Source organism: Paraburkholderia sp. AV2 (genome assembly GCF_054968425.1).
In genome coordinates, this window is record NZ_JBANLK010000022.1 from 30,385 (window position 1) to 50,173 (window position 19,789).

Annotated in this window: 20 protein-coding genes and 1 pseudogene; 6 read left to right on the top strand and 15 right to left on the bottom strand. The window is 67.7% G+C overall.

Annotated features, from left to right (window positions below):
* Positions 1-107: 107 nt before the first annotated feature.
* From V8683_RS16735 to V8683_RS16780, 10 genes are all read right to left on the bottom strand, one after another.
* On the bottom strand, positions 108-866 hold the full coding sequence (locus V8683_RS16735; RefSeq protein WP_411188176.1) for a flagellar brake protein: 759 nt from the start codon (positions 864-866) through the stop codon (positions 108-110).
* A 189-nt stretch (positions 867-1,055) separates the two neighbouring features.
* The gene (gene flgJ, locus V8683_RS16740; RefSeq protein ID WP_411188175.1) at positions 1,056-2,054 is read right to left on the bottom strand and encodes a flagellar assembly peptidoglycan hydrolase FlgJ; all 999 of its coding nucleotides are present in this window, start codon (positions 2,052-2,054) and stop codon (positions 1,056-1,058) included.
* A gap of 9 nt (positions 2,055-2,063) precedes the next feature.
* Complete coding sequence (locus tag V8683_RS16745; protein ID WP_411190474.1) at positions 2,064-3,218, bottom strand: flagellar basal body P-ring protein FlgI; 1,155 nt, start codon at positions 3,216-3,218, stop codon at positions 2,064-2,066.
* A gap of 41 nt (positions 3,219-3,259) precedes the next feature.
* Positions 3,260-3,952 carry a flagellar basal body L-ring protein FlgH gene (locus V8683_RS16750; RefSeq protein ID WP_411188174.1) on the bottom strand — a complete coding sequence of 231 codons (693 nt, stop codon included), beginning with the start codon at positions 3,950-3,952 and terminating at the stop codon, positions 3,260-3,262.
* A 31-nt stretch (positions 3,953-3,983) separates the two neighbouring features.
* Positions 3,984-4,772, bottom strand: coding sequence for a flagellar basal-body rod protein FlgG (gene flgG / locus V8683_RS16755; RefSeq protein WP_411188173.1), 789 nt, complete (start codon positions 4,770-4,772; stop codon positions 3,984-3,986).
* 104 nt (positions 4,773-4,876) lie between these two features.
* Positions 4,877-5,635: a flagellar basal-body rod protein FlgF gene (gene flgF / locus V8683_RS16760; protein ID WP_411188172.1), complete on the bottom strand. Its 759-nt coding sequence runs from the start codon at positions 5,633-5,635 to the stop codon at positions 4,877-4,879.
* Between the two features lie 46 nt (positions 5,636-5,681).
* Positions 5,682-6,914 (bottom strand): flagellar hook protein FlgE, encoded by a 1,233-nt coding sequence (gene flgE, locus V8683_RS16765; protein WP_411188171.1) that lies wholly within the window; start codon positions 6,912-6,914, stop codon positions 5,682-5,684.
* Positions 6,915-6,940: 26 nt separating this feature from the next.
* Positions 6,941-7,660, bottom strand: coding sequence for a flagellar hook assembly protein FlgD (locus tag V8683_RS16770; RefSeq protein WP_411188170.1), 720 nt, complete (start codon positions 7,658-7,660; stop codon positions 6,941-6,943).
* 82 nt (positions 7,661-7,742) lie between these two features.
* Complete coding sequence (gene flgC, locus V8683_RS16775; protein WP_411188169.1) at positions 7,743-8,168, bottom strand: flagellar basal body rod protein FlgC; 426 nt, start codon at positions 8,166-8,168, stop codon at positions 7,743-7,745.
* A gap of 84 nt (positions 8,169-8,252) precedes the next feature.
* Positions 8,253-8,768, bottom strand: coding sequence for a flagellar basal body protein (locus V8683_RS16780; RefSeq protein ID WP_411188168.1), 516 nt, complete (start codon positions 8,766-8,768; stop codon positions 8,253-8,255).
* 215 nt (positions 8,769-8,983) lie between these two features.
* On the opposite strand from V8683_RS16780, the gene flgA reads away from it, so the two are divergent.
* The 3 genes from flgA to V8683_RS16795 all read left to right on the top strand — a co-directional run bounded on the left by flgA (position 8,984) and on the right by V8683_RS16795 (position 11,304).
* Positions 8,984-10,366 carry a flagellar basal body P-ring formation chaperone FlgA gene (gene flgA, locus V8683_RS16785; RefSeq protein ID WP_411188167.1) on the top strand — a complete coding sequence of 461 codons (1,383 nt, stop codon included), beginning with the start codon at positions 8,984-8,986 and terminating at the stop codon, positions 10,364-10,366.
* Positions 10,367-10,466: 100 nt separating this feature from the next.
* Positions 10,467-10,823, top strand: coding sequence for a flagellar biosynthesis anti-sigma factor FlgM (gene flgM, locus V8683_RS16790; RefSeq protein ID WP_411188166.1), 357 nt, complete (start codon positions 10,467-10,469; stop codon positions 10,821-10,823).
* A gap of 34 nt (positions 10,824-10,857) precedes the next feature.
* Positions 10,858-11,304 carry a flagella synthesis protein FlgN gene (locus V8683_RS16795; RefSeq protein ID WP_411188165.1) on the top strand — a complete coding sequence of 149 codons (447 nt, stop codon included), beginning with the start codon at positions 10,858-10,860 and terminating at the stop codon, positions 11,302-11,304.
* Positions 11,305-11,444: 140 nt separating this feature from the next.
* Here V8683_RS16795 and V8683_RS16800 read toward each other — a convergent pair whose 3' ends face one another.
* From V8683_RS16800 to flhF, 3 genes are read right to left on the bottom strand one after another with little or no spacing between them, the layout of a single operon-like run.
* On the bottom strand, positions 11,445-12,176 hold the full coding sequence (locus V8683_RS16800) for an RNA polymerase sigma factor FliA (RefSeq protein WP_411188164.1): 732 nt from the start codon (positions 12,174-12,176) through the stop codon (positions 11,445-11,447).
* Positions 12,177-12,221: 45 nt separating this feature from the next.
* Positions 12,222-13,175 (bottom strand): MinD/ParA family ATP-binding protein, encoded by a 954-nt coding sequence (locus V8683_RS16805; protein ID WP_411188163.1) that lies wholly within the window; start codon positions 13,173-13,175, stop codon positions 12,222-12,224.
* Complete coding sequence (flhF, locus tag V8683_RS16810; protein ID WP_411188162.1) at positions 13,168-15,171, bottom strand: flagellar biosynthesis protein FlhF; 2,004 nt, start codon at positions 15,169-15,171, stop codon at positions 13,168-13,170. The genes V8683_RS16805 and flhF overlap by 8 nt, the downstream gene beginning before the upstream one ends.
* Positions 15,172-15,189: 18 nt before the next feature.
* Between flhF and V8683_RS16815 the strand changes: the two genes are divergently transcribed.
* The 3 genes from V8683_RS16815 to V8683_RS16825 all read left to right on the top strand — a co-directional run bounded on the left by V8683_RS16815 (position 15,190) and on the right by V8683_RS16825 (position 16,078).
* The gene (locus V8683_RS16815; protein ID WP_411188161.1) at positions 15,190-15,474 is read left to right on the top strand and encodes a hypothetical protein; all 285 of its coding nucleotides are present in this window, start codon (positions 15,190-15,192) and stop codon (positions 15,472-15,474) included.
* An 84-nt stretch (positions 15,475-15,558) separates the two neighbouring features.
* On the top strand, positions 15,559-15,801 hold the full coding sequence (locus V8683_RS16820; RefSeq protein WP_027793013.1) for a type II toxin-antitoxin system Phd/YefM family antitoxin: 243 nt from the start codon (positions 15,559-15,561) through the stop codon (positions 15,799-15,801).
* Positions 15,788-16,078, top strand: a complete 291-nt coding sequence (locus tag V8683_RS16825; protein WP_411188160.1) for a type II toxin-antitoxin system RelE family toxin — start codon at positions 15,788-15,790, stop codon at positions 16,076-16,078. Before V8683_RS16820 ends, V8683_RS16825 begins: the two co-directional genes overlap by 14 nt.
* 59 nt (positions 16,079-16,137) lie before the next feature.
* Here V8683_RS16825 and flhA read toward each other — a convergent pair whose 3' ends face one another.
* Positions 16,138-18,237, bottom strand: coding sequence for a flagellar biosynthesis protein FlhA (gene flhA, locus V8683_RS16830; protein ID WP_411188159.1), 2,100 nt, complete (start codon positions 18,235-18,237; stop codon positions 16,138-16,140).
* 152 nt (positions 18,238-18,389) lie between these two features.
* Positions 18,390-19,577: pseudogene (gene flhB, locus V8683_RS16835) on the bottom strand (flagellar biosynthesis protein FlhB); the annotation flags it as partial.
* Between the last annotated feature and the right edge of the window lie 212 nt (positions 19,578-19,789).

Genomic DNA, 19,789 nt, shown 5'->3' on the forward strand with positions numbered 1-19,789 from the left:
CGGCGCGCGCCCCACCCCGGGCGGCAAACGTTCCCCCCACCGGCGGGGGCGCCGGGCGCCCCCCCTGGGGGGGCCCGCACGGCCCGGCCCGGACGCAGCGGGTTCGCTCAGGCCCGCGCGAGCGAGCGGCGCTTCATTTCGAGCTGGGTGATATAGCGCTGCAGGCTGTTTTCGGTCGAACCCGGCAGCGCCTCGAAACGCATGCCGAGGTGATAGCGGCGCTCGCCGTTGGGCAGGTCGATGAAGCGCAGCACGACGAGCGCGAGATCGACGCGCAGCTTGCCGTACGCGCGCAGGTCGAGCTCGACGTCGGGCAGGTACGCGCCCATGCCGATCGTGCCGGCGCGCTCGTCGCTCGTGCGCAGACCCACGCCGCCGAGCGACACGTCATGCACCTCGAACGCGAAGCGCTCGCCGTCGGGCAGCGTGCCGCGGCACAGGCAAGGCTCGAGCACGGGCGTGTCGACGCGAAAATACTCGCGGCGCTGCACGTAGAAAAGCACCTCGGGGAACGACGCCTCGAACGCAGGCCGCCCTTCGAAATCGGTACGGCGCGGCGTGGGCGTGTTGAACTCCACGCGCACGCCGTCCGGCGACGCATGGAACTGGCATTGCGGCGTATCGAGCACGCCGGTGTTCTGGTCCGCTACGCCGCCCCAGTCGAACACGAAGGTGAGCGTGCGCGTGTTGACGTCGAGGATGCGCGTGACGAGCTGGCCGCCTCGGTATTGCAGGGTGAGGAAATCGCCGCGATTGGCGAGATTGCGCAACTGGACGCCTACCTCGAGCGGATTGCGGCGACCGAAATCGGGGATCTCGTCTTCGTCCCCAGCCTGGTCAGTGTGATTCGAGTGAACGGTATTCATGGGCCTGCCGGAATTTCGTGGACCTGAGGCACGCGGCCGGCGCGTACCTTCCGGGCGGCATGCGCCACCCTTTCTTTCCCATCTCGCCAGCTTTAGCGGCAAAGTCGCGCGAAAATTTAGGGTGCAGCACAAAAATATTACAGGCCGTGATATTTACGCCCGGCTTGCCGCGGCAGCCAGGCGCGGTCCTCAAGCCATCAGCTTCATGATCGACAGCAGCTTCTTCGCGTAGTGCGGGTCCGTTGCGTAGCCCGCGCGCTGCATGCCCTGCGCGAAGCCTTCCGCGCTGTGCGCGCTGTTGATGACGGAGGCGTAGCGCGGGTTGTTCTTGAGCATGCCCGCGTAGTCGGCCATCGCATCGTCGTAGGAGTCGTAGGCGCGGAACTTCTCCACCACGCGATGCGGCTGGCCGTTCACATATTCGGTCGTGACGGTCGACACCGTCTTGCCGGTCCAGTCCTTCGAGGCCTTGATGCCGAAAACGTTGTGGCTCGTCGTGCCGTCGGCCTTCTTGATCTCGCGCTTGCCCCAGCCCGATTCGAGCGCCGCCTGGCCGATGATGAAGCGCGCCGGAATGCCCGTTGCCGAGCTGGCCTGCTGCGCGGCGCTGGCGAGCTTGTCCACGAAGCCGTCCACCGAGGCGTCGCCGCTCGCGCCGGCGGGCACGAGCGCGCCGTTCGGGCCGTAGCCCGAGCCATTGCCGAGCGAGCCGTTGGCCGAAGCGTTGCCGTAGGCGCGCCCGAGCGCGTTGAGCATCGCGAGGTTGCCCTCGCTGCCGCCCGCCACGCCCGTCATTCCCGCGCCCTGGCCGGCGAGACCCGTGAGCGCGTCGGCTGCGCCGCCCGCTGCGTCCGCGCCCTCGGCGCCGCCCATGGTCCGCATGAGCTGCTTGAGCATGGCGTTGGCGACGCCGATGCCCTTGTCGGACATCTGCTGCGAAAGCTGCTGGTCGAGCATCGAGACGAAGTTGTCGCCGTCTTTCGAGTCGAGCGGGCCGTCGTCGGGCGTTGCTTCGCGCATGCTCTTGAGCATCATTTGCGTGAACACTGCGTCGAACTGCTTCGCCGCCGCCTTCACGCCCTGCTGCGGCGAGGCGTTGGCCGCCGCGCGCATCGCGTCGAAGCCCTGCACGTCCAGCGCGAAGCGGTTCGTGAGGTCGAGGCTGCTGCCGATCTTCGAGTTGTCCATCCGGGTTCCTTAGATGATTTCGAGGTCGGCGCGCAGTGCGCCCGCCGCTTTCATCGCCTGCAGGATCGACATGAGGTCCGCCGGCGTCGCGCCGAGCGCGTTGAGCGCCTTCACGACGTCCGCGAGATTGGCGCCCGCCGTCACGAGCTTGAGCGATCCGTTGTCCTGCTTCAACTGGATCTGCGACTGCCGCGCCGCCACCGTATTGCCGTTCGAGAACGCGTTCGGCTGGCTCACCACCGTCTGCGTGTTCACCACCACCGAGAGATTGCCGTGCGCCACGGCGCAGTTCTGCAGCGTCACCATCTGGTTCATGACGATCGAACCGGTGCGCGCGTTGAGGATCACCTTCGCCTCCGGCTGGGCCGGCGTCACGTTGAGATCCTGGATCTGCGCGATGAAGCCCACCTGCGCGGCGGGGTCGGCCGGGCCGCGCACCTGGATCGTGCGGCCGTCGAGCGGCATGGCCGTGCCCTGGCCGAACATGTTGTTGATCGCCGACACGATGCGCTGCGTCGTGTCGTAGTCCATGTCGTTGACTTCCATCTGCAGGATGCCGCCCTGCTGCGCCACGGGCGAAGGCACCGCGCGCTCCACGATCGCGCCGGCCGGAATGCGGCCCGAGTCGAGCTGGTTCACCTGCACCTTGCTGCCGTTGGCCGAGGCGCCCGCGCCGCCCACCGCCACGTTGCCCTGCGCCATCGCGTAGACCTGGCCGTCCGCGCCCTTGAGCGGCGTGAGCAGCAGCGTGCCGCCGCGGATGCTCTTGGCGTTCGCGAGCGAGGACACCGTCACGTCGATCTGCTCGCCGGGCCGCGCGAACGGCGGCAGCACGGCCGTCACCATCACCGAGGCGACGTTCTTCAACTGCATGCTGGCCAGCGCCTGGGCGTTCACGGTGGCGCTGTTCGAGGTGTTGTTGATCGAGATGCCGAGGTTCGCGAGCATGTTCGAGAGCGTCTGCATCGTGAACGGCGCCTGGGTGGTCTGGTCGCCGGTGCCGTCGAGGCCCACCACGAGGCCGTAGCCGATCAGCGGGTTGTCGCGCACGCCCTGGAACTGCACGAGATCTTTCACGCGCTCGGCGCGCGCGGGCGTGGAGAAGGCGAGCAGCGCCCCGCACGCGAACGCGACGCCCAGCGCCACGCCGAGGGCGGCGAGCATGTCTTTCACGCGCGAGCGGCGCGCCTGCTGGAAGCGGATCTTCACCATGGCGCGACGTTCAGGAAAAAGCGTTGCAGCCAGCCCATGGTCTCGGCTTCGTCGATCACGCCCTTCGCGGAGTATTCGATCTTCGCGTCGGCGACGTCGGTGGAAAGCACGGAGTTGTCTCCGGCAACGGTGTTGGGATTGACCACGCCGGAAAAGCGCACGAATTCGTTGCCCTGATTGATGAGCATCTGCTTTTCGCCGGACACGACGAGGTTGCCGTTGGGCAGCACGTTCGTCACGGTCACGGTGAGGACGCCCGTGAACGTGTTGGACGCGGCGGCACCGCCGGTGCCCGCGAACACGTTGGAGCCCGTGGAATTCATGTTCATCTTGCCGAACAGGCCGTTCAGGAAGCCCGAGCTCGTGGTCCCGAACTGCGTGGTGGACGAACGGTTCGTGTTGGCGCCCGACGACTTGGTGGCGTTGATGTTTTCCGAAATGATGATCGTCAGGATGTCGCCGATGTTGCGCGGACGCTGATCCTCGAACAGCGGCCGACCCGCATAGCCCGGGTTGAAGATCGCGCCGGGCGAGCTGTTGGGCGGCGGCGGCGGCGGCACGGCCGTCATCGGCTGCTGCGTGATCGGCTCCCGCTTCGGGTAATACGCGCAGCCGGCGAGCGCCATGAAGGCCGCGCCGGCCAGAAGGGCCGCCGCGCGTCTGCGAAGATGGGTAGGTACCGCCATGCTCTTTACCGCCTCGATTCCATGCCCGACATCAGATCGACATCTGGCTCAGGGTCTGCAGCATCTGGTCGGACGTGGTGACCGCCTTGCTGTTGATTTCGTACGCGCGCTGGGTCTCGATCATGTTCACGAGCTCCTGCACCACATTCACGTTCGAGGCTTCCACATAGCCCTGGTTGAGCGTGCCCGAGCCGTTCAGGCCCGGCGTCGAAACGATCGGCGCGCCCGACGAAGCCGTTTCCGACAGCAGGTTCTCGCCGTTCGACTGCAGGCCGGCCGGGTTGATGAACATGGCGAGCTGCAGCGAGCCGATGGTCGTGTTGTTCGACGAGCCCGGCGTCGTGACGGTGACCACGCCGTCGGTGCCGATCGTGAGCGAGGTGGCGTTGGGCGGAATCGTGATGGCCGGAATCACCTGGTAGCCGCTGGAGGTGACGAGCTGGCCCTGCTCGTTGGTCTGAAACGAGCCGTCGCGCGTGTAGGCCGTCGTGCCGTCCGGCATCTGCACCTGGAAGAAGCCGGCGCCGTTGATCGCAACGTCCTTCGAGTTGCCGGTCTGCTGCAGGTTGCCCTGCGTGTAGAGGCGCTCGGTCGCGACCTGCTGCACGCCGGTGCCGACCTGGCTGCCCGAGGGCAGCTCGGTCTCCTGCGTGGAGTTCGCGCCCGGCTGGCGCAGCGTCTGATACATCAGGTCTTCGAACACGGCGCGCGAGCCCTTGAAGCCGTTGGTGCTCACGTTCGCGAGATTGTTCGAGATCACGTCCATCTGCGCCTGCTGCGCATTCATGCCGGTGGCGGCGATGTAGAGCGATCGGTTCACGGTGTGTTTCTCCCCGTTTTAGCCCCATTCGGGCCGCGCGCGGCGCGGCCCGAATGGGGCGTGTAGGTGCCTGGTAGGTGCCTGGCAGGTGCCTGGTTGAATGCCTAGCTGAACTGCAGCAGTTGGTCGGCCGTCTGGTCGTTCTGGTCGGCGGTCGTCATCAGCTTTGTCTGCATCTGGAACTGGCGCGCGTTGGTGATCATCGAAACCATCGCGGCCACCGGATTGACGTTGCTGCCTTCGAGCGACTCCGGCGCGATCTGGACCGTCTGGTCCGCGTCGGCGGGGTTGCCGTCGGCCGTGCGAAAGAGGCCGTCGTCGCCGCGCGTGAGCGAACCCGCGGGCGGATTGACGAACTTGATCTGGTCGATCACCGCAATCGCGTAGGGCGGGCTGCCCGGCGCGATGGCCGAGACGGTGCCGTCCTGGCCGATCGTCACCTCGGAACCCGGCGGAACCGCGATCGGACCGCCGCTGCCGATCACCTGATAGTTGTTGGCGGTCACGAGCTGGCCGTTCTCGTCGACGTGCAGGTCGCCCGCGCGCGTGTACGCCTCGTTGCCGTCGGGGGTCTGCACGGCCATGAAGCCCTGGCCCTGGATCGCGATGTCGAGCGGATTGCCCGTTTTCGTGATCGCGCCGGGCGTCATGTCCGAGCCGGGCGTGGACGACAGCACGAAGGTGCGCGTCGTGTCGTCGTTTACGGTCGAGCCGTCGCCGTACGACATCGGCACGTCGCGAAAGTTGGCGAGCTGCGCGCGAAAACCCGTGGTCGAGACGTTCGCCAGGTTGTTCGCCACGGTGGCCTGCTGCTCGAGCGCCTGGCCGGCGCCCGTCATCGCTGTATAGATCAGTCGGTCCATGATTCGCCCGTTTCCTCAGGTGCCCGATGGGTGGTCGATCGCTGGCTTACATCTGCAGCAGCGTCTGGTCGACGGTCTGCTGCGTCTTGATGGTCTGCGCGTTCGCCTGATAGTTGCGCTGCGCGGTGATCAGGTCGACGAGCTGGTTCGTCAGGTCCACGTTCGACTCTTCCACCGAGCCGCCCGTGAGCGTGCCGTGGTTCGTGCTGCCCGGCGTCGAGACCTGCGCCACGCCCGAAGCCGCCGTTTCCTGGAACTGGTTGCCGCCCAGGTTCACGAGGCCGTTCGGGTTGTTGAAGTTGGCGACCACGATCTGGCCGAGCGCCATGGTCTGGCCGTTCGAGTAGTTGCCCGTGATGGTGCCGTCCGTGCCGATCGTGAAGTTCGAGAGCGTGCCGCTCGCGTAGCCGTTCTGCGTGAGGTTGTTCACGCCGTTCGCGCTGCCGTACTGGGTCGTGCCGTTGACGTCGATCGCGATGCTCTGGCCGGTGGCCGCGCCGTCGGTCGGGTTGATCTTCAGGTTGAAGACGCCGGAGGTGGCCGTGGCGACGCCGCCCGTCGTCGTGCCCGAGAGCGTGCCCGACGAGTTGAAGGTCATCGTGCCGAGGTCCGTCGTCGTGCCGTTGTTCACCGCATAGACTTCGGCCGAGCCGGTGGCCGACTGCACGTAGTACAGATTGACCGTCTGCGTGCCGCCGAGCGAGTCGTAGCCCGTGATCGAGGTGGAGTAGCTGTAGCTGCTCGAATTCGTGGGGTCGAACGGGGTGACGGTCGGCGCCGAGGCCTGGGCGTCCAGGTTCACCTGCGCCGAGACCGAGGTCGTGGCGAGCGGTGCGATGTTGGTGGTCGGCACCTGTAGCGGCACGGTCTGCGCGGTGTTGATCACGCCGGCCGAGTTCGCGGCATAGCCCATCAGCTCGTTACCCGCGGAATCGGTGATGTAGCCGCTCGAATTGAGCTGGAACACGCCGTTGCGCGTGTAGGTGAGCGTACCGTTGTTCGACATCTGGTAGAAGCCGTTGCCGTTGATCGCCACGTCGAGCGCCTGGCCCGTCGTGTCGATCGTACCCTGCGCGAAGTCCTGCTGCACGTTCGCCAGCGCCGCGCCGAGACCGATCTGGTTGTTCACCGAAGTCGCGAGCGTATTGGCGTAGACGTCCGCGAACTCCGCCGTGCTCTGCTTGAAGCCCACGGTGTCCGCGTTCGCGATGTTGTTGCCGATCACGTCGAGATCGTTCGACGCCGCAGCGAGACCGCTCAAACCTTGCTGGTAGCCCATGTTTTCTGCTCCGCGTTATGTCGTGATCATTCGATGCCGGCCACGCTCGACAGCGCGACCGTATTGCCGTTGGCGAGTTCGAGAGCCGCCGCGCCGCTCGCCTGCTGAACCACGCCCGTCACCTGGCTCGCGACGAGCGCGGTGGCCGTGGCGGACTGGCCGTTGGTCGTGGCCGAGGCGCTGATCGTGTAGGTGCCGGCCGGCAGCGCGGCGCCCGTCGAATCGGTCGGCGTCCAACTGACCGGCACCGTGCCCGCCGCCTGCGCGCCGAGGTCGATCGTGTTGACGACCTGGCCCGCCGAATTGGTGATCGTGAGCTTCGCGTCCGAAACCGCCGCCGGCAGCGACACGCCGATCTGCGCCGCCGTGTCGCCGGAGCCCGAGCTCGCGGCCGTGACCGCGAAGCTGCTGCCCGAAGCGAGCACGGTCGAACCCACCAGCAGCGCGGCCTGCGCGTTCTGGCTCGCGGAGAGCTGCGTCGAGAGCGACGTGAGCGACGTGTTGAGCTGGCTGATGCCCGACACCGTGTCGATCTGCGCAAGCTGCGAGGTCATCTGCGAGCTGTCCATCGGGTCGGTCGGGTCCTGGTTCTGCAACTGGGTGACGAGCAGTTGCAGGAAGGTCTGCTGCAGGTCGCTCGCACTCGTGCCGCTGACGGAGCTCGACGCGCTCGTGCCGTTCATCGTGTCGAGCAATTGCTGCGATACGGTGGCGGAGCTGCCGCCGATGGTGGTATTGGTGGTCAACGCGTTCTCCTGGGATGCGTTTCGTCTTTCGTTGCGTGTGATCTTGCGTAACGTTTGCCCGACCGGGCAGCCCGAGCCCCGCTCAGGTGCCGATCGTCAGGGTCTTGAGCATGAGCTGCTTGGCGGTGTTCAGCGTTTCGACGTTGGCCTGATACGAGCGCGACGCCGAAATCATGTTCACCATCTCCTGCACCGGATCGACGTTCGGCATCGTCACGTAGCCGTTGGCGTCCGCGGACGGGTTGCTCGGGTCGTAGGTCTGCTTCATCGGCGTCGGGTCGTCGATTACGCCCGTCACCTTCACGCCGCCCACCTGCTGGCCCGAGGCCGTGCGCGCGCCGCCGAGCGGGTCGACCCCGAACACCACCTGCTTCGCCTTGTACGGCTGGCCGTCGGGGCCCGTGGTGGAATCGGCGTTGGCGAGATTGGACGCCGTCACGTTCAGGCGCTGCGACTCGGCCGTCATGGCAGAGCCGGCAACGCTGAAAATATTCATCAGGGATGGCATGGTTTCGTTGACCTCACTGCAATGCGAACTCGTATCCCGGGCGCGGCGCGCCCGCTCGTCGTGCGCTGTCGTTGCGCTTCATCCTTAGCTCGAACCCGACGTGATCGCCGAGATCATGGTCTTGATCTGCCCCGAGAGCACCGTCATGCCCGTTTCGAAGTGCAGCGCGTTGTCGGCGAACTGCACGCGCTCGGTGTCGAGATCGACGGTGTTGCCGTCGAGCGCGGGCTGCACGGGGTTGCGGTACATCAGCGGGCTCGAGTACTGCGTGGTCGGGCCGCCCGTCGGGATCAGCTTTGCGTTGCCCATCATGTGGCCCGACTCGTCGGCCGCCATCGCCATGCCGCTCGTCACGCCCGCCGGCTGCGCCATCGCGAGCGGCGCGGCGCCGCCGCTTTCCGGCGCCGCCATGCCGGCCGGGGTCGTCGCGCCCGCCTGTCTGAGGGCGCCTGCGAGCGACGCGGAAAAATCGACGTCGCGCGCGAGATAGCCCGGCGTATCGGCGTTCGCGATGTTTGCCGACAGCAGCGCCTGGCGAGTGGCGCGCACGTCGAGCGCTTCGCGGCCGAAGGCGAATTCGGCGTCGAGTTTGTCCAGCATCGGCGTCCTCCGTTGCACGAAATGCACGAAATGAAAGGCGCGGCCGGCGCACGTGCGGAACGCGCAGACCTTTTCGCATGGAGAGGAATGTTAGGTGCGGCTGGCAAGAACCAATCGGACGAATAGCCGGTAAAGCGCCCCTCTATTCGACGCAAGCGCGCGAGGAGCGCCGCCTAGAATGCGATGCGTGTCAATGCATTAGAGGGAGAACGACGATGCCGCAGACTGCCCCTTTCCGTGCGCCGCGCGCCGGCATGGACCGGCGCTCGCGCGGCCGTGCGTTCGGCAGCCTCGCGCGGCTTCTCGCGCTGTGCTGCGGCCTCGCGTGCGCTGCGCTCGCGCAGGCGCAGTCGGCGGACGGACAGATCTATATCGCGGGGCCAGGCGATCGCAGCGGCGCCGATGCGGCTCGCATGAGCGCAATGCTCGCGGCGCCCGGCAGCGCCGCGGCAGCGACGAATGCGGGCGGCAATCCGGCCGCTTATCCGGCTGCACACCCGACTGCATACCCGGCCTACCCGCAAACGAACCCCGCGGCGCTCGCACGCCCGGCGACTCCATCGAGCGCGAGCGACGAAGCGCAGAACGGCACGATCACGATTCCGGGTCCGGGCGAACGAGCCGGCGCCAGCGCCGCCGACGCGCCGCAGGTCGTCACGATCCCCGCGCCCGGCACCGCCATGCCCACCCCGGCGCCGGCCGTCGGCGCGCGCTACGGCGCGAACGCGCTGCCTCGCGTGAACGTGGGCACGGCGGCAACGCGCGTGGCGCCGGTCGTCGTCGAAGCGTCGGGCACGAGCGCACCCGCTGCGAGCAATGCCGCCTACGAAGCCGCCAACGCGCGCGCCGCCGCCGTGCAGCGCTATGCCGCCGCGGTCGCGAACGCGAATCCCGCCGCGTCCGGTGCGTCCGGTGCGCGCGCCGCGCCGCCTCCCCAGAACGTCGCCATGGCGCCTGCCCAGCCGGTCCCGGCGGGGCAAGAAGACGGCGAAACGATCCGCAAGACCGCGCTCGCCTTCCTCCAGCAGCAGTCGGTCGGCTTGCCCGGCAATGTCGCCGTCACCGTCTCGCCCGTGTTCCCGCGCGGCCTGGCCGCGTGCGATTCGCTCGAAGCGTTCATGCCGCCCGGTGCGCGCACCTGGGGCCGCACGACGGTGGGCGTGCGCTGCATTGGCGCGCGGCCGTGGACGCTCTATGTCGCCGCGCGGGTTGCCGTGGACGTCACCTATTACGTCGCCGGGCGCCAGATCGAGCCGGGCGAGACGCTCTCCGTCGCCGATCTCGTGCCGCGCGAGGCCGACCTCGCGAGCCTGCCGCGCACCGTCGTCACCGACCCGTCGCAGGCTACCGGCGCCCTCGCGCTGCTGCGCATCTCGGCGGGCCTGCCGCTGCGCACCGACATGCTGCGCAGCGCGTCCTCGGTGATGATCGGCCAGACGGTCAAGGTGATCGCAGTCGGCGCCAACTTCACCATCTCGGCCGAAGGCAGCGTGCTCAACAACGCCGCGCCCGGCCAGCTGGTGCGCGTGCGTACGGCTGAGGGCCAGATCATTACGGGCGTCGTGAAAGACGCGAACACCGTCCAGATCCAGATATGAGCGCCAGCACACGTAACAGCATGTAACGGCAGGAGATTCGCGCTAAAGTTCGGGCCGCCGTTTGCCGATATCACGATCAAATCGATCAGGAAGGCCCATCGTGAAAATCGACTCCACCACCAGCAATGGCACGCTCCCGCTGCAGGACAGCGCGGCGCGTACGCAGCAAAGCGAAGCTGCCGGCACCACGAGCACGACCAGCGCCGGCGGCGCATCGGCTGCACCGGCGCAGGCTTCGTCGGGCAGCGCCGGCGACGATGCGAACGTGAGCCTGTCCGGGCTGTCGTCGTCGCTGCGTTCGCTCGCCGCGAGCGGTTCCGCCGACATCGACACGGCGCAGGTCGAGTCGATCAAGAGCGCGATCCGCAACGGCACCCTGCAGATCGACACCGGCAAGATCGCGGACGGCGTGCTGCAAACCGCGCGCGACCTGCTCCAGCCGGCCTCGGGAAATTAAGACCCGTACCCTTACCGTTTTTTACAGCGCAACGATGAAAGACGCCCTGCTAGCCACGTTGATCGACGAACATGCCACGGTGGAGGCCTTCGCCTCGCTACTCGCCGTCGAGCAGAAGGCGCTCACGACCTTGGGCGGCATCGGCTCGCTGCCGCAGATCGTCGAGCAGAAAACGACGCTCACGCAGCGCCTCGCGGGTCTGGAAAAGGTGCGCGACGCCGAACTCGCGGGCCTCGGCCTGCCGGCGGGCCCGAAGGGGCTCGAACTGGCGAGCAGGAACGACGAACGCATTGCGGGCCAGTGGGCGCTGCTCAAAGGCTCGACCGAGCGGGCGCGCCGCAGCAACCTCACGATCGGCATGATGATCCGCACGCGCATGGAGCATAACCGCCGCGCGCTGGCGATCCTGCGCGGCGACACGGGCAATTCCACGCCGATGCTGTATGGCCCGGACGGGCGTTTGCCGGCATTCGGGCTTTGAGAGGGGCCCTGACGGGCTCCGGGATTCGTCCGAGGCGGGCTGCCCCGAACGGGCGCTGAACAAAAAAAGCCGAAGCGTTTTGCGCTTCGGCTTTTTAGTTTCCGTGTGGCTTCGGGTGGTCTGGAGAAAACGCGCCCTCTTCAGTTCTCCGTCCCCGCCCACGCCATTTCGCGCAGCCGCGTGCGCAACCGCGCCACGGCCTGGCTGTGCAACTGGCACACGCGCGACTCGCTCACCTCCATCACCGCGCCGATCTCGCGCAGATTCATGCCGCGCTCGTAGTAGAGCGACATCAGCAGCTTTTCGCGCTCGGGCAGCCGGTCGATCGCCTCGATCAGCGCGCCGCGCAGGCTGTCGTCGAGCAGCGCCGAGAGCGGATCCGAATGATCGACGCAGTAGCGGTCGAGGAACGGCTCGTCCTCGGCGGAGCGGTCGAAGTCCTCGTAGTAGATGAGCTGGCTGCCGTGCAGGTCCTGCAGCATCGACTGGTATTCGTCGAGCGGCATGCTCAGGTGGTCGGCGATTTCGGTTTCGCTCGCCGCGCGCCCGAGGCGCTGCTCGACCTGATGGACCGCCGACTCCACCTCGCGCGAGGTGCGCCGCAGGCTGCGCGGCAGCCAGTCGTTGCTGCGCAGCTCGTCGAGCATCGCGCCGCGAATGCGCTGGCTCGCATAGGTTTCGAACTGCGCGCCCTGATCTTCCTTGTAGCGGTTGGCGGCGTCGAGGAGGCCGATCATGCCGGCCTGGATCAGATCGTCGAGGTCAACGCTAGCGGGCATCTTGGCGACGAGCTGCAGCCCGAGCCGCCGGACGAGCGGCGCATATTTCGCGAGCACGTCGGCCTGCGAGATTTTTCCTTGAGCGTTGTACATCGTGCTCTCCTGCATCATGTCCTCTGCAACGTTCCCCGGTGCCGCTCACGCGGGCTGTGTCGAAGGCCGCTGGGCGGGCGGGTCGGCCCGCCAGCCCGCATGGGCCGGTTCGGGCCCGGATGGAACGCCGGTAACGGTCGAAACGAATGCGTCCGCGGCAGCGGCTGCCGCGGCGCCCGGAAGGCGCGACGCGCCCGGCAAGCGCGACGACACCGCCGGCCGCATGGGCCAGTGCGGCAATGCGCCGGCGAGATGGCGAAAATCGCGTGCGGCCGCCGTCGACGGAAAGGCGTCGACGATGGAGCGCGAAAGCTGCACCGCGCGCGCCATGTGCGGGTCGAAGGCCACACAGCCCGCGCTTTCCAGCGCGACGCTCAGGTAGCGGCTCGCCACGCCCGCGAGGTTGTCGAGAGCGGACTGCGCTTCTTCCACGCTCGCCACCTGGTTGGCCAGCACGCGGAACTGCCCGATGGCGTGCGCGAAATGCAGACGCTTCACGCAGGCATAGGTGTCGGTGATCGACTGCGCGCAGACGCGCATCACGATCAGCACGTCGTGCGCGTGCAGGGCGAGCGGTGACAGGGCGCCTTCGGCGTCGAGCTGGGCATCGATCAGCACGACGTCGGCGGGCCCCGACAGCACCTTCTGGAGTTGCGCGCCGGTGTAGCCCGCGCGGTTGTCGCGCGAGGCGGCCAGCACGCCGAAGCCGAACGGATGACGCCCCACGGCGTCGGCCAGCGTCAGCTCGCCGCTCATCACGGCGGCAAAGTTGCCGGCGCCGCGCACGCCGCCGAGCATCGTGCACACCGAGCGCGGCCCGAGGCACTCGTCGATCACGAGCACGTCCTTGCCCTGCTCCGTGAGCGCGGCGGCGAGATTGACCACGGTGGTGGTGCGCCCCGGCTCTCCCGGGCCGCCCGTGACGGCGACCACGCGCGAACCGACGCGCGCCAGCAGCCGCCGCAGCCCTTCGGCCTGATCGATCACGAACTTATCCAAACTGAACCTCGTGGGCCTGCGAACCCGTGCGCAGCGAGAGCGCGGAAAGCAGCGCGGGAATGTCGTCCTCGTGCGGCACGAACGGCGAGTGTTCGCGCGGCACGCAGAACGCGCTGCGAATCAGGAAGCGGCGCGTGGCCACGTACAGGTTCTCGGGCACCTTCTGGCCCGTCGAAACGTAGTGCACGGGCAGCTTGTAGCGCAGCACCGTGTCGAGCGCGCTGCCCAGATTGGTCGCCTCGTCGAGCTTGGTAAGAATGCAGCCCGTGAGCGGCGCCTTGTCGGGCGAGCTCTGGTAAGCCTGCACGACTTCGTTGAGCGTGTCGCCGTGGCTCGTCGCGGACAGCAGCAGGAGCCGCTGTACGGGGCGGCCCGCGCCGCACAGCATGGCGATCTGGTCGGCCACGGCGCGGTCGCGCTGGCTCATGCCGATCGTGTCGATCAGCACGATGTGTTTGTTCTTCAGTTCGGTGAGCGCGAGCTGCAGGTCCGCGCCGTCGCGCACCGCGTGCACCGAAACGCCGAGGATCTTGCCGAAGATGCGCAGCTGCTCGTGGCCGCCGATCCGGTAGCTGTCGGTGGTGAGGAGTGCCACGCGGCTCGCGCCGAAGCGCATCACGCAGCGCGCCGCGAGCTTGGCCGTGGTCGTGGTCTTGCCGACGCCCGTCGGCCCCATCAGCGCGAACACGCCGCCACGCTCCATCAGCGCATCTTCGTTTTCCAGCACCGGCAGATTCGATTCGAGCACCGACTGGATCCACTCCATGCCGGCCTCTTCCGTTTCCACCGCGGGCAGGCGGTCGATCATCATCTTCACGAGCTGAGCCGAGAAGCCGGCCGCGAAGAGCTGCTTCGTGAGCAAACCCTGGAGCGGGCTGCGGCGCTGGCGCTCGCCCCACAGGAGGCCCGCGAACTGCTCTTCCATCATGCCGCGCATCGACGCGAGCTCGTTCATCACGGTCTCGTTGACCACTTGCTCGATGCGAGAACGGATCGCTTCGCTCACGCCTTGCGCTGCGCCCGCAGCCTCGGCAGCGGCGGTTGGCGCCGGGCCCACGGCCTCGGGACCGTGGCCAAGACGCGCGGCGGCGCGGCGTGCCGCGACTTCGGCGGCTTCGCGCGCCCATTCGGGCGTGCTGGTGTCCACGCCGGCCGGCCGCACCGGATCGGCGGGCATGCCGAGGCCCTTCGCCATCGCATCGGCCGGCGAGATGCCGGCGGCGCGCACGGCCTCCTGCTGGTTCGCAATGCGGCGCGCGTGGTCGATGAGCCAGGGGTTCGACTCGGCCATCGTGCGCGCCTCCCGCGCCGCGACGGGCGAATCGGGAAGGATCGAATGCGCGGCGGCCTGCTCCAGCATCGCAGCGGCATCGCGCGCGGCAAACGGCCGTTGCGCGGCGCGCGCGGAGCCCTGGGCGTTCGGCGCAGGCGCCTGGCCGGCGGTGTTCACCGCAACGTTTGCGCGGCTGCCCGGCAGCGTCTCGCCCGGCGCGCCCGGCATCCCCGCGGAACCGGTCTGCGCGGGCGTGCCGTACACGTCGGGTTTCTGCACGCCCCTCAGCGCGACCGAGACATCGGCGTCGTCGCCGTCATCGTCGCTATCGTCGCCGCTGTCGTTGTAGCCGGCATAGCCCGACAGGCCGGACGAAGCCGTTGCGGCGCCCGGCGTCGCGCCCACCTCGGGGCTTGCGCCGAAAACCGACGAGAACACGTCCGGCACCCCGCCGGCGTAAGGATTCGCAGCGCCCAGGCCGGCCGTCGCTGCCGGCGCCTGGCGCCCGGACTTCGAGACGGCTGCCGCTTGTGCGGCAACGGCGGTTGCCGCGGCATCGGCGGGTGCGATCGCCGCGAGATCGCTGTCCGCGAGCGCGACGATTTCGACGGTGCCGTCGTCGAGCGTGCGGTTCGACAGCACCACGGCGTCGGCACCCAGCGCTTCGCGCACGAGGCGCAACGCGTCGCGGCTGGTACCGCCGATGAATTTGCGAATGTTCAAGCTGGGCCCCCGGTAGAGGTGAGCGGCACGCTTGCCGCCTTCGTTTGCTGCTGGTCTCGTGCGTTGACGATCCTTGCGGGCCGCGCGCGTCAACTTCGACGCGCCGCGCGCAGGACCTTTTCCGATGATGGAATTATTTCCAACGCGGCCCTGTCACGATCGATGGATCAAGCCGGAGAAATGCGGGCAATTCGTGGGATGGGTAACAGACAGGGGGAAGGGCTGGACGGGGCGCGTCAATCGGCGGGCAAGCTCGAAAGATTGGCCGGCATCCTGTCGCCGCAATTTTACAAGACCAATTAAATGACCTATTATTAGCCCTCTAATCAGTCATGAATTGAGCAGGGTTGACGGCGCGCAAGCCGCCTCCCCGCGAGGATCAGCACAATGGAAAACATTCTTGCCCGAGCATCCATCGGCATCAGCGAACTGAAGACCAACCCTACGGCGGCGATCGAAAAGGCGCGTGGTCCCGTCGCGGTGCTCAACCGAAACAAGCCCGTCGCGTACCTGATTCCGGCCGCCGCCTGGGAAGCGATCTGCGAGCGCCTGGAAGACCTCGAACTGGCGAAGATCGTCAAGGAACGTGCCGGCGAAAAAGCCGTGAGCGTCAAGCTTGAAGACCTATGAACTGAAATTCCTGGAGTCTGCGCTGAAGGAGTGGCAGCGTCTCGACGCCACCGTTCGCATGCAGTTCAAAAAGAAGCTTGCCGAGCGGCTCGAACATCCGCATGTCGCATCGGCGCGGCTACATGGCATGCCCGACTGCTACAAGATCAAGCTCGCGGCGTTGGGCTATCGCCTCGTGTATCGCGTGATCGACGGCGAATTCGTCGTGACCGTGATCGCGGTCGGCAAGCGCGAGGCGGGCCGGGTCTATCACGCCGCCTCGCAGCGGCTGCAATAAAAACACGAAGGCCCGCCGAAGCGGGCCCCTCTTCCCCCGATCGCGCTACGGCGCCCTTCTCAGCCGCCGCCCACCACGTTCACCACCTTCACGTTGCGCGTATCCGGCACTTCGGCGTACGACAGCACCTTCAACTGCGGCAGGCTGCGGCGCAAGAAGCGCGAAAGCATGGGCCGCAGCGCGTGCTGCACGAGCAGCACCGGCGCGAGCCCGAGGGTCTGCTGACGCGACATGGCGCTCTCGGTCTGCGTGAGCAACGTATGCGCGAGACCCGGTTCGAGCCCCGGGTTGGGCCCCGACGTGAGCGTCTGCGAAAGCACGCGCTCGAGATTCGCGTCGAGCCCCATCACCTGCATGTCGCCGCTGCCCGGGAACCACTGCTGCGTGATCGCGCGGCCCAGCGCGATGCGCACCGCCGCCGTGAGCTCGTGCGGATCCGTGACGCGCGGCGCGTGCTCGGCGAGCGACTCCATGATCGTGCGCATGTCGCGGATCGGCACGCCCTCTTCCAGCAGGTTCTGCAGCACCTTCTGCAGCGTCGTGACGGGCAGCGCCTTCGGCACGAGATCGTCGACGAGCGAGGGCGTGTCCTTCTGCACGCGCTCCATGAGCGCCTGCACTTCGCGGCGGCCGAGCAGTTCCGAGGCGTGCGTCACGACGAGGTGGTTCAGGTGCGTGGCGACCACCGTGCTCGAATCGACGACCGTGTAGCCGAACACCTGCGCCTGCTCGCGCAGGTTCGTGTCGATCCAGATGGCGGGCAGGCCGAACGCGGGATCCGAGGTCGGCGTGCCGGGCAGCACCGCGCTCACCTGGCCGGGATTGATCGCGAGCCACTGGCCCGGGTACGCCTCGCCCGAACCCACCTCCACGCCCTTGAGCGTGATGCGATAGGCGTTCGGCCGCAGTTCGAGGTTGTCGCGAATATGGATGACGGGCGGCAGGAAGCCGATTTCCTGCGCGAACTTCTTGCGGATGCTCTTGATGCGCTTGAGCAGTTCGCCGTCGGTGTTCCTGTCGACGAGCGGAATCAGGCGGTAGCCTACTTCGAGGCCCAGCGTATCGATGAGCGCGACATCGTCCCAGCTCGCCTCGGTGTTCTCGGTCGGCGCGAGCGCGGTGGGCACGGCGTCGACCAGCACGGCGCTCGCCTTCTTCGCCTCGGCGCTCTTCTTCAGCATGCGGCCCAGCTGGATCGAGCCGCCGCCCAGCAGCAGAAACGCGAAGTGAGGCATGCCGGGAATCAGGCCCATCATCCCGATGATCGAGCCGGTGATCATCAGCACGCGCGGATTCGTGAAAAGCTGGTTGGTGAGCTGGCTGCCGATGTCCTCGTTGGTCGCCACGCGCGAGACGATCACGCCGGCCGCCGTCGAGATCACGAGCGACGGAATCTGCGCGACGAGGCCGTCGCCAATGGTGAGCAGCGTGTAGGTCTTGCCCGCCGAGGCGAAGTCCATGCCGTGCTGCACGACGCCGACGATCAGCCCGCCCACGATGTTGACCACCATGATGATCAGGCCCGCGATGGCGTCGCCGCGCACGAACTTGCTCGCGCCGTCCATCGACCCGTAGAACTCGGCCTCCTGGGCGATCTCGCCGCGGCGCTTGCGCGCGACCTCTTCGTTGATGAGGCCGGCGTTCAGGTCGGCGTCGATTGCCATCTGCTTGCCGGGCATCGCGTCGAGGGTGAAGCGCGCCGCCACTTCGGCGATCCGGCCCGCGCCCTTCGTGATCACCATGAAGTTGATGACCATCAGGATCGCGAACACGACGATACCCACGGCGAAGTTGCCGCCCACGAGGAAGTGGCCGAACGACTCGATCACCTGGCCCGCCGCGCCCGGGCCGGTGTGGCCTTCGAGCAGCACGATCCGCGTGGACGCCACGTTCAGCGAGAGCCGCAGCAGCGTGGAGAAGAGCAGCACGCTCGGAAACGCCGCGAAGTCGAGCGGCTTCATCGTGTACATGCTGACGAGCAGCACGACCACGGAAAGCGCGATGTTGAACGTGAACAGCAGATCCAGCAGGAACGGCGGCAACGGCAGGATCATCATGCCGAGGATCATGCAGATCAGGATCGGCCCCGCGAGGGCGCGCAGGTTCGTGCCTTGCAGCACGTCCGGGCGGCGCGCGAGAAAACCGGTGGGGGCGTTCATTCAGAGGCTCCTTCGTTGCCGCGGCGCGCCGCATTCGGCGAGCTACGGGCGCTGTCACTGCCTGCGGCGCTGGCGGCCGTGCCGGCCGGCCCCGCGGTTCTTGCGTCTGCGGCGTTGGCCGCTGCATTGGCCGGATTGACCTTGTTGGCCGCCGCGGCTTCGGCGCCGAGGGCGTCTTCCGCCTCCTCGGCGGCGTCCTCGTCGCTCATCGCGCCCTTGTCGAGGTCGGGCGGCACGTCGAGATCGGTCGGCGCCATCGGCACGTCGCCGCCCTGCTCGCGAAAACGCTTGAGCTGGTACACCCACGCGAGCACCTGCGCGACCGCGCCATAGAGCGGCCCCGGAATCTCCCGGTTCAGATCGACGTTGTGGTAAAGCGCGCGGGCGAGCGGCGGTGCTTCGAGGAGGGGCACGCCATGCTCGGCGGCGATCTCGCGAATGCGCGCCGCCACGAGGTTCACGCCCTTCGCGATGACCTTGGGCGCGCCCATCTGGCCGTCGGCGTACTGGAGCGCGACGGCGAAGTGCGTCGGGTTGGTCACGACCACGTCGGCCTTCGGCACCTGGGTCATCATCCGGCGGCGCGCCATCGCGCGCTGCTGCTGACGGATGCGCCCCTTCACCTTGGGATCGCCCTCGTTCTCGCGGTGCTCGCGCTTGACCTCTTCCTTCGTCATGCGCAGCTTGCGGTGGTACTGCCAGAGTTGATACGGCACGTCGAGCCCCGCGACCACGAACATGCCCGCCACGGTCATACCGCAGCAGACGGCGACGAGATGAAACGCGTCCGAGAAAGCCCGCGACAGGGGCTGCATGGCGAGGCCCAACACTTCCTCGCGATGGCTCCAGACGGCCAGTCCGCCGATGCCGCCCACCACGACCGCCTTTGCGAACGACATGCCAAGCTGGATCGGGCCGTTCACCGAGAAGATCCGGCCAAGACCCGTCACGGGATTCAGGCGGTTGAAGTTCGGTTCGAGCGACGTCGTGGAGAAGAGCCAGCCACCCAGCGCCATGGGGGCGAGCAGCGCGGCCACGCCGGTGAACGCCAGCACGGGCGCGACCGCGTAAAGCCCCTCGCGCGCGGCGACGCCGGCGCCGCTCAGCATGCGGTTGGTATCGAAGACCGCCGCATGGTTGAAGGTAAACGCCTCCCGCAGCATGGTCAGCAGATGGCCGCCGATCATGTCCGAGAGCATCCACGCACCGTAGAAGCCGGCCGAGAGCAGCGCGAAGGTGGAAAGCTCCCGCGAACGCGCAACCTGCCCCTCCTCCCGCGCCTTCTGCAGGCGCTTGGGAGTGGCGGATTCGGTTTTTTCGAGGTCGCTTTCCTCTGCCACGGATGCTCCGGTCGGTGGCGTGCGGCGCAGGCATTGCGCCGCGCACCCATTTTCAGTGACAGCGATTATTGCCGCGCCACGCCAGCGCCGATTGACGGAGTAAGGCGGAGAAACGGGGGTATTTCAGGGGAATGGGCGGGCAGCCCGGCGCGGGGGAAAGCGCGGAGAGAAGCGGCGCCACCCGCCGGGCGGGCGGCGGGTGGCGAAGCGGG